The following is a 10,162-nucleotide window of genomic DNA, read 5'->3' as shown; positions in this document are numbered from 1 at the left end:
ATGCCAAAACTAATTAAACGATTGATTAAATCACTGGAAGCCTTGGTATGACTGGTATAGCAAAACTAACCAAACGTTTGATTAAATCGCTGGAAGCGTTGGTATATATGGTTTGAAAAAACTAATCAAACGTTTGATTAAATTCCTGAAGTCAATGGAATGTCTGGCATGCCAAAACTAATCAAACGTTTGATTAAAACGCTGGAAGCCTTGGTATGACTGGTATGGCAAAACTAACCAAACGTTTGATTAAATCGCTGGAAGCGTTGGTATGACTGTTTGTACATAAAGTAAAAAAGCACTGCGGACAGTTTTAAAAATATAACTGTTTGCAGTGCCTTTTTTATAAACTCTTTTCTAAACGATTGTTGCTTTTACCTGAGATTTAGGATCGAACGAACACTCACTTTTAGATTCGCTGATAAAACCTTCAGAATCGCTGATAAAGCATTCAGATTCGCTGATAAACATTTATTTTCGCTGATAAAAGTAACAAATTCGCTGATAAACAATTAAAACTCGCTGATAAGTTGCTCATGGCAAGGGCTTTTATTAAAAAAGGTAGAATTTTATCTTAAAATCCCGGAATAAATAAAAATATTAATAAAATCTGCACCACAATCTAAGGATTCAGGCAAAATAGGTAAGAATAAACAGCGTTGTTTACGAAAACAACCTTTTTATAACACAACCTAATATCTAAATGAGACCTTCACTATCTCTTCGCCAATTTTTACTTCAATGTGTTGTTCGGAATCGTTTAGCATGTCAAAACTAATGTCGTGAACAAGCACGTTTTCTTTAATTAATCCCTCAAAGCGTTCAATGATTTCTTTACTCTCTTCCGTTGCTGAAATATCGAGTGATATATACATCTCCACGGGTAAATCTAGTTTTTTTCGAGTATCTTGAATCGCTCTGATTAATTCTCTAACTTGACCTTCCTCCACTAATTGAGGAGTGAGTTTTATATCTAACATTACCTTTAACTGCTGGTCGCCCGCCATCTCAAAGCCAGTGGAAACAACATATTCGACATTGATATGCTCTTTCAGTAATGTTACCGTTTGTCCCTTAACATCTATTTCAAGCTGACCATCATTCAATAATGACTTCTTCTCATGATCTGGCATTTGATTGACATAATCTTTAACGGAATTTACCATCTTGCCAAATGCCGCACCTGCCGTTTTAAAATTTAATTTAAAGACAGTCGCTACATACTGTGATAAATCTTCTGTAAAAACAACTTCTTTTACATTTAGTTCGTCTTTTATAATGTCGATATAGGTGTGTAAAAGTTGTTTTCCTTCACTACGCCATACAATCATTTGCTGTAAAGGCTGCTTAACCTTCATGTTTGTGGCATTGCGAATGCTACGACCAAGCTCCACTATTTTTAGAATCGTTTGCATGTCTGCCTCTAAATCAAAATGAATCAAAGAATCGTCAGTTTTTGGGTAGTCCTGTAAATGAACACTATCTTGATGAAGCTTCAAATGGATATCTTCGGCGACATAAGGTACAAATGGAGCCAACAAACGACTGATTGTGGTAAGTGTTTCAAATAGCGTTGAATAAGCCGCTCGTTTATCTTCTGAAAGTCCGGAAGCCCAAAATCGATTTCTTGATCGTCGTACATACCAATTGCTTAATTCATCCACTAATACTGCAATCTCGCGCGTTGCTTGCGTGAATTGATAGCGATCCATACAACCCTCAACGAGTTTGACTGTACTATGCAGGCGTGAAAGTATCCACTTATCTAAGACGGTTCTCTTACCTGTTTGCTGGCTAGCATACACAAAGCCATCAATTTTTGCGTACATCGCATAAAACTTATACGTATTATCTAGCGTATCCACCACTTTTGATTTTGCATCTTGGACAATTTTTTTCGAAAAGCGTTTTGGATTCCATGGCGAGCTATCGACTAAGAAGGACCACCGTAGTGCATCCGCACCGTATTCCCTTATGAGGTCAGAGGGGTCTAAAGCATTTCCTTTGCTCTTAGACATTTTTTGACCATGTTCATCTAGTACATGTCCAAGTGATAAAACGTTTTTATAGGATGCCTTTCCTGTGAATAAGGTGGAAACAGCGAGTAGGCTATAGAAAAACCCTCTCGTTTGGTCAATTCCTTCGATGACGACATCTGCAGGGAATTGTGATTTGAATTTTTCTTTATCTCCAAATGGATAGTGGTACTGTGCAAATGGCATCGAGCCACTATCAAACCAAACATCAATGACTTCCGGCGTTCGTTGCATGACACCATTACATTTCGGGCAGGTACACTGTACTTCGTCAATATATGGCTTATGCAACTCGATGTCGTTAGACACCGACGTTGTCGCAAGTTTTTGTAGTTCCTCGATACTGCCAGGTGCTTCTTCATGCTGACAATCAGAACATTGCCATACATTTAACGGTGTACCCCAGTAGCGATTTCTACTTATATTCCAATCAACGAGATTTTCAAGGAAGTTACCAAAGCGTCCATCTTTTATGTGATCTGGATACCATGTAACGGTTGCATTGTTCGCAAGCATTTTCTCCTTTAATGCTGACATCCTGATAAACCAGCTATCCGTTGCGTAGTAGAGCAAAGGAGAGTCACATCTCCAGCAATGAGGGTAGCTGTGCTCATATTTTTCCTTATGAAAAAGTGTACCTTGCTCGGATAGCATTTTAATAATATCTACGTCACAGTCCTTGACAAATCTCCCGGCAAGCTCGACAACGTCAGCTGTGTACCGTCCTTGTTGATCAACAACATTAATAAACGATAAATCATTTTGCTTTACTGTTTTATAGTCATCTTCACCGTAAGCTGGGGCAATGTGAACAATACCTGTTCCACTATCTTCAGTAACATAATCTGCTAATACGACATGATGTCCTTTTTCAACAGGGACATAATGGAATGGTGCGGCGTACTGTACTCCTGCAAATTCATTACCGCTATGTTCACTTAACACAGTGACATGCTCCCCAAGTACTTTTTCTACTAATGATTTAGCAACGATATAAACCACATTTTCTTTTAGGGCACGAACATAAGTTAAGGTTGGATTCATCGCGAGGGCAACGTTTGCCGGCAATGTCCATGGTGTTGTTGTCCAACCTAAGAAATATTCTTCGTCCGCATCAAGCCGTTTAAATTTTACGGTAGCCGATAAATCTTTTACATCTTTATAGCCTTGTGCCACTTCGTGCGAACTTAAAGAAGTTTGACAGCTAGGGCAGTATGGCGAGACACGATGACCTTTATACAATAGGCCATCTTTGTGGACTTTGCTTAAAATATTCCATACTGTTTCGATGTATTCATTACTTAATGTCATATATGGACTGTCCATGTCTACCCAATAAGCTAATTCCTCTGTAAATGAACGCCACATCTTCTCGTAGGTGAATACGCTCTCCTTACATTTGTTGATAAAAGACTCTATACCAAATCGTTCAATTTCTTGTTTACCTGAAATACCAAGTTGTTTTTCAACACCAAGTTCAACTGGAAGACCATGTGTATCCCATCCAGCCTTTCTTTCCACTTGGAAGCCTTGCATGGTTTTGTACCGAGCTACCACATCTTTAATCGTTCGCCCAAAGGCATGGCCTACATGGGGGAGACCATTTGCAGTTGGTGGTCCTTCATAAAAAACAAAAGGGGTTTTACCTTCTCTTAATTGAACAGATTGCTTAAACGTATTTTCTTCTGTCCAATATTGTCGGATATTCTCCTCACGCTGGACAACGGATTCCTTCTTTTCATTCGCATTCATCGATATCGCTCCTTTTCAAAAATGGTTAAAAAATACAAGATTCATGGCGTTCCAAGCCACCATTTACTATGGAAAATTATTCAGAGAACTATCCCTGCCAATAAAGGCGGTGTGAGCAGAGCTGAGCTTCACTTTCATTCGAGGAGCAAAATGTATATTTTTCACAACAAATGGATATCCTGATTCGTTTTTGCGGCGCTCCGCCCCTTTTCCATACAAAAAACCCCGTCCCATGTAAAGGGACGGGGTTAACCGCGATACCACCCTAATTCTATTGATCCGCTCAATAGCACTTAGCAACGTACAATCATACGTGTTCCTTGTAACGGTAGACACCCGGTTAGACTTACTATAAGTTTCAGCCTAACTTCTCAGAGAGGATTTTCACGTAACACTCGAACACTGACTTGCACCAAAATGTCAGCTCTCTGTGGATCAAGACGAAAAGCTACTTTTTCTCATCAACGAATTTGTATGCTTTTATTGGGATGTATTGTAACATATATATGAATAATTGTCAAAGTATTATTAAAGAATTAGTGTCAATGGCCCCGGTTGTGTAAAAACAAAATAGGATCACTACTTCATTCCATCAATATTAATATTTTTGATTTTTCATTATCCAAAAGAATATTATTGTTTACGGGACCCTACCACGAGACCGTGAAATTACATATAGTGTGGACCTTTTGGAATCATTCCAAACGTGTAAAAATGTTAGAAAGGGGATAAAAGCAGTGTTTAACGATTTTAAGCTTAAAGAAGGCCGTCCTGTCTATATTCAACTGAAGGAATATTTGAAAAGAATGATTACAAGCGGGCACTTGCTGGAGAATCAAAAGCTTCCATCCACTCGGGAACTCAGCTCGTTACTATCGATAAGCCGAAATACCGTTCTAACAGCTTATGCCGATTTGGAACAGGAAGGTCTTATTTACGCGGTAAAAGGAAAAGGAAATTTTGTCAGTCATGTGGAGACCTTGAAATCCGCATCGATCCAATTGAATTGGAAAGAAAAAATCAATGAGCAGACGTATTTAGCAGATGAATTGGACCTAATAAAGCATGGAGTACGCTGGAATCATGATATGATCTCCTTTAATAGTATCGCCCCCGATGAAAAGCTTTTTGATGTAGAAAATTTTAAAAGAGCCTTCTTAAATCGGATGGCCATTGAAGGAAACATCGTTCTTAACTATGGTTATGCCAAAGGCTATAAACCACTAATTGAATACTTGCTTCATTATATGGAAATTAAGGGTATAGACATCAGAAATAAAGATATTTTGATTACCAATGGATTCACGGAAGGTTTAGATCTCCTATTATCATCTATTCATAAAAAGAATGGACGTATTATTTGTGAAAATCCAACCCATCATACGGCGTTAAAGCTGTTTCGATTACATGGTTTTGATATTGATGGAATTGAGATGGATGATGACGGTATCGATGTTTCTAGGCTTGAATCATTTTTATCAAAAAAGGAATATGATTTTGCCTACTTAATCCCGTCTTATCATAATCCAACTGGAATAGTTACGTCCTCGGAGAAAAGGAAGGAGATGATGGAGCTTTTTTCTTCCTATCAACTCCCTATCGTTGAAGATGGATTTAATGAAGAATTACGGTATTCAGGATCACATCTGGCACCGTTGGCTGCCTTTGCAGGAAGCGGCAACAATGTCATTTATATTAGTAGTTTCTCTAAAATTCTTTTTCCCGGCTTACGAGTTGGGTGGATTTTAGCAGACAAGGATTTGATTTATTACTTGGAAAGTATGAAAAGAGCTCGTACTATTCATACGTCTACCTTAGATCAAGCAGTGTTATTCCAATATTTAAATGACGGCTGCTTTGAGAAATATCTAAAAAAAGCTAAATCAGTTTATAAAAAAAAGTATGAATTAGCTGTTCATACTTGCCAACAAGTCATTCCTTATAAACGAATGACTGGTGACGGCGGACTTCATCTTTTTTTAGAACTAGAAAATAACATCGATTCTCGAAGTCTTTTAGAAAAATGCTATCAAAAGGGTGTTGTTTTTTCGCCAGGTGATGTTTTTTACACGGATGGTAGTGGAAAGGATACATTGCGGTTAGGATTTTCCAGGCTGAAGGAAAGAGAGATTATTCAAGGAATTAAAATCATAGGTGACACATTAAGAAATGATTTTGGAGGCTGAGAAAATGAAAGTTGGCGTAATTATGGGAGGCGTTTCCTCCGAAAAACAAGTTTCGCTCATGACAGGTGAAGAAATGATTGCGAATTTAAATAAAAATAAATATGAAATTGTACCAATCCAAATAGATGACAAAGAAGATTTAGTAAATAAGGTTAAAAATCTCGATGTTGCATTACTTGCGCTTCATGGGAAGTACGGTGAAGACGGCACCATTCAAGGCACCCTTGAAACCCTCGGTATCCCTTATACAGGGAGCAGTGTACTGTCCAGCAGCTTATGCATGGATAAGAATATCTCGAAGAAAATCATCCGTTATGAAGGAGTGGAAACACCGGATTGGATTCACCTTACGAATATAGAGGAACTTAATTTGGATGATCTTGACAAGATGGGTTACCCAGTAGTGGTAAAACCTAATTCGGGCGGTTCAAGTGTTGGAGTAAAAATTGTATATGATCCAGATACGATCAAGTCTTCAATTGCTGAAGTATTCAAATGGGATGCTGAAGTGATTATCGAAAAGTATGTAAAAGGGGAAGAAATCACTTGTCCTATATTAGATGGAAAGCTCTTACCCATTGTTTCCATTCGGCATAAGGGAGAGTTTTTTGATTATACGTCCAAATATAATGATGTGGCTACGATTGAAGAAGTGATCCAGCTTCTGCCTGAAACACATGACAAAGTCGCATTTGCTGCGTTGACCTGCTATAAATCACTAAAATGTAGTGTTTATGCCCGAATCGACATGATGATTAAAAACGGTATTCCCTATGTCATGGAGGTTAATTCATTACCTGGGATGACGAAGAATAGCCTGCTGCCAAAAAGCGCTGAATCAGCCGGGATCCCTTATGGTGAATTGCTTGACTTGATTATTGAAAACTCACTAAAAGTGAGAGCGATGGAAGGGATTAGATAGAGATTATAAAGAATATTGTAACTGATAATTAATTATCAAAATTTAAGTAATTGAACAAGTTTATGGGGTCAGTCTAGCGCTGCATTAAAGTGGCGGGGGGACTGACCCCTTTACTTATTTTAGAAATCTATGTGTATATTCAGAAAAACTATTGACAACTTTAGGTAATTATTATATTTTTATATCGTTCAAAATTTGAACAATAAATTGAAACGCTATAAAGATTGGGTTTTATTTGAAATGAAGTGAGAATCAGATTTTTGACATACGTAACAAAAATTATTAAAGAAGCAATCTTCAAGATAGTTCATTATTGGTTATGAAAATGAAAAAAAGGAGATGAAATAATGTGAGTCGACCTAGTCAAGCGGTTATTTTAGCAGCAGGGGAAAGAAAGTCATTTGATATTCCTATTGGATTTCTTGAGATTGAAGAAAGTACGATTATCGAACGGATCATTACCATTCTAAATGCAAATGGAATTGATGATATCACCATTATTACCGGCTATAAAAAGGAATATTATGAAGAACTCGCCAAAAAGAGAAATTTACATTTAATATATTGTGAGAAATACAAATGGACCGGAACCATGCATTCTTTGGCCTTAGCGTCTGAGTATATGAAGGATGATTTTCTCCTTATTGAAAGCGATCTCGTGTTTGAGGAACGGGCCATTACTTATCTCCTTAATCATCCCAACCGAAACGCTATGCTCCTAACCAATGAATCTGGTTCAGGTGACGAGGTTTTAGTAGAAATCAGGGATCATTACATTTGCCAAATTTCAAAAGATATCCATCAACTGAATAAAATTGATGGAGAATTTATTGGACTGTCTAAAATTTCAATTGAAACCTACCGAAACATGATAGAAAATTTCAAACACAATAAAAATCCTTATTTTAATTACGAATATTCACTACTCAATTTAGTTCATAGACATAATATCGGTTATGAAAAAATTGATGATTTAATATGGGGCGAAATCGATACCATTCATCACTACAATAATCTTAGATATTTAATCTATCCAAAATTAAAGAGAAAAGAACTAGAAGTAAGGGAAAAATATGTCCAAGAATTACTTGCTGAAGTTTTAGAAGTTGAATCGGATTCTATTAAAAATATTGAAAAACTTGGTGGGCTAACGAATAACAACTATAAAGTTAGTATTTCTACTAACGAGTTTGTCGCCAGGGTACCTGGAACGGGAACAGAAAAGACTATCAATCGGCTAAATGAAAAAGTAAATTCATCGATTGCCCTTCAACTAGGTCTCGATAGTCGAACCATTTATTTTAATGAGATGACGGGTTTAAAAATCACAGAGTTTATCACTGATGCAGAAACACTTAATCCAACGACTGCAAAAAGAGAAGGGAATATGGAGCTCATTGCAAATGTTTTGAAAACGCTTCATACCAGTGGTCAAAAGTTTATGGTCGATTTTGATCCATTTGATGGAACGGAATACTATGAAAAAGTATTACTCGAGGCAAACGGGAAATTATTCCGTGATTATCTTGATATAAAACAGAAGTTTATGCCGTTACAAGACGAATTAAATGACCTTGGGATCAATACCGTACCATGTCATCTTGACTGTCTTCCAGAAAATTTTATTAAGAGCGGTGAAAATACTCTTTATCTAATCGATTGGGAATATAGCGGAAATTACGACATCCTGTTTGACGCTGCAGCCGTTTCCCTTGAATGCAGCTATTCAAAAGACGAAGAAGATTTATTCTTCAAAAAGTATTTTGGAAAAAACCCTTCCATAGAAGATAGGAAAAAAATTGAAATTCATAAAATTATGCAAGACATGTATTGGAGTATGTGGAGCGCTGCAAAGGTAGCGATGGGAGATCCGTTTCTAGCAGATTATTCACTCGATCGCTATAACAGAGGGAAAGAGAATTTAGCTAACTACCTTAACGAATGAGCATAAGTCACCAGTAGATTTTTCGAAAAATAATTAAAGAATGAGCGGTGAAAAAATGGCGATTATAGGTAATATTGTTATCTATATAATAATGGCTTGTGCAATAGTCGGGGCAATCGCAGCAATTCGTAATGAAGAAGATGGACTTGGAAAAGAATTCATGTCAGGATTGTATTCCATTGGACCTATCTTTGTCCCAGTTGCAGGGATTATGGCTTCTGTCCCGTATTTATCCTTATTTATTAAACATATCTTTGGACCAGTATTTGGAGCAATTGGTGCTGATCCATCCATCGCAGCGACTACCTTTATTGCTGTAGATATGGGCGGCTATCAATTGGCCGACGTTCTAGCACATTCGCGAGATAGCTGGATTATGGCGATGATAGTTGGGTATATGGCTGGAGCAACGATCGTTTTTAGTATTCCAGTTGGTTTAGCCATGTTAGAAAAACGCGACCACAAATATATGGCCCTAGGTGTCATGTCCGGTATTTTAAGTGTTCCCATTGGCGTCTTTATCAGTAGTCTTATCATGAAATTAACAAGTACCCAGGTTCGAGACCATGTTTCTACAAGTGCAAAATCAACCTATACGTTTGGACCAGAATTTTCGACATTACTGTTGAACTTAACTCCTCTTATTATTGTCGTGGTGCTGATTGCATTGGGTCTTCGCTTTATTCCGGACAAAATGATTAAAGGATTTATGTGGTTTGGTAAAATAATGGATATAGGGATTAAGCTCGTCCTGGTTTTCTCCATTGTTGAATACTTTACAGGAGTATTTAGTAAAATTTTGGGTGTATGGGGGTTCAGCCCAATTATTGCTGATAAAGAGGATCAGTTCCGTGCATTAGAAATCGCTGGTTATATAGGAATCATGCTATCAGGAGCTTTCCCAATGGTGTACATGATTCGAAAATATTTAGCAAAGCCACTAGAAGTTATTGGAAAGAAAATGGGTCTTAGCACGGAAGGAAGTGCAGGCTTACTAGCTGCATCTGCCAATATTTTGGCGATGTTTAATTTAGTAAAGCATATGAGGCCGAAAGATAAGGTTATATGCATTTCCTTCGCGGTTACATCTGCGTTTCTTTTTGGAGATCATCTTGCCTTTACTGCTAACTTTCAGCCCTCCATGATTCTTCCGGTTATGGTTGGAAAACTAAGTGGTGGTATTCTTGCCATTATCCTTGCCTATTGGATTTCAGTTCCAAAAGCTCTTGAATTAGAAAAAATGGATCGAGCAAATGGGATTATTAAAAAAGACGAATATCTTCCAATTTCAAAATCGCAAGCCATGAAAAAAGCGAAATAA

At 37.4% G+C, this 10,162-nt stretch carries 5 protein-coding genes and 1 other annotated feature; of the genes, 4 read left to right on the top strand and 1 reads right to left on the bottom strand.

Annotated features, from left to right (window positions below):
- Positions 1-692: 692 nt before the first annotated feature.
- The gene (gene ileS, locus RTR43_RS12045) at positions 693-3,788 is read right to left on the bottom strand and encodes an isoleucine--tRNA ligase (protein ID WP_312472179.1); all 3,096 of its coding nucleotides are present in this window, start codon (positions 3,786-3,788) and stop codon (positions 693-695) included.
- A 235-nt stretch (positions 3,789-4,023) separates the two neighbouring features.
- Positions 4,024-4,262 (bottom strand) — a binding site (T-box leader).
- 263 nt (positions 4,263-4,525) lie between these two features.
- Between ileS and pdxR the strand changes: the two genes are divergently transcribed.
- The 4 genes from pdxR (at position 4,526) to eutH (ending at position 10,162) form a co-directional block, all read left to right on the top strand.
- A complete protein-coding gene (pdxR, locus tag RTR43_RS12040; RefSeq protein ID WP_312472178.1) occupies positions 4,526-5,974 on the top strand; it encodes a MocR-like pyridoxine biosynthesis transcription factor PdxR in 1,449 nt (482 codons plus the stop codon).
- Positions 5,975-5,978: 4 nt separating this feature from the next.
- Complete coding sequence (locus RTR43_RS12035; protein WP_312472176.1) at positions 5,979-6,896, top strand: D-alanine--D-alanine ligase; 918 nt, start codon at positions 5,979-5,981, stop codon at positions 6,894-6,896.
- 349 nt (positions 6,897-7,245) lie between these two features.
- Positions 7,246-8,841, top strand: coding sequence for an NTP transferase domain-containing protein (locus RTR43_RS12030; RefSeq protein ID WP_312472174.1), 1,596 nt, complete (start codon positions 7,246-7,248; stop codon positions 8,839-8,841).
- Positions 8,842-8,896: 55 nt separating this feature from the next.
- Positions 8,897-10,162, top strand: coding sequence for an ethanolamine utilization protein EutH (gene eutH / locus RTR43_RS12025; RefSeq protein WP_312472172.1), 1,266 nt, complete (start codon positions 8,897-8,899; stop codon positions 10,160-10,162).

The sequence above is a fragment of the Neobacillus sp. genome (assembly GCF_031988165.1).
Classification (GTDB): domain Bacteria; phylum Bacillota; class Bacilli; order Bacillales; family Cytobacillaceae; genus Neobacillus; species Neobacillus rhizosphaerae.
This window is presented reverse-complemented; position numbering and strand designations above follow the sequence as displayed.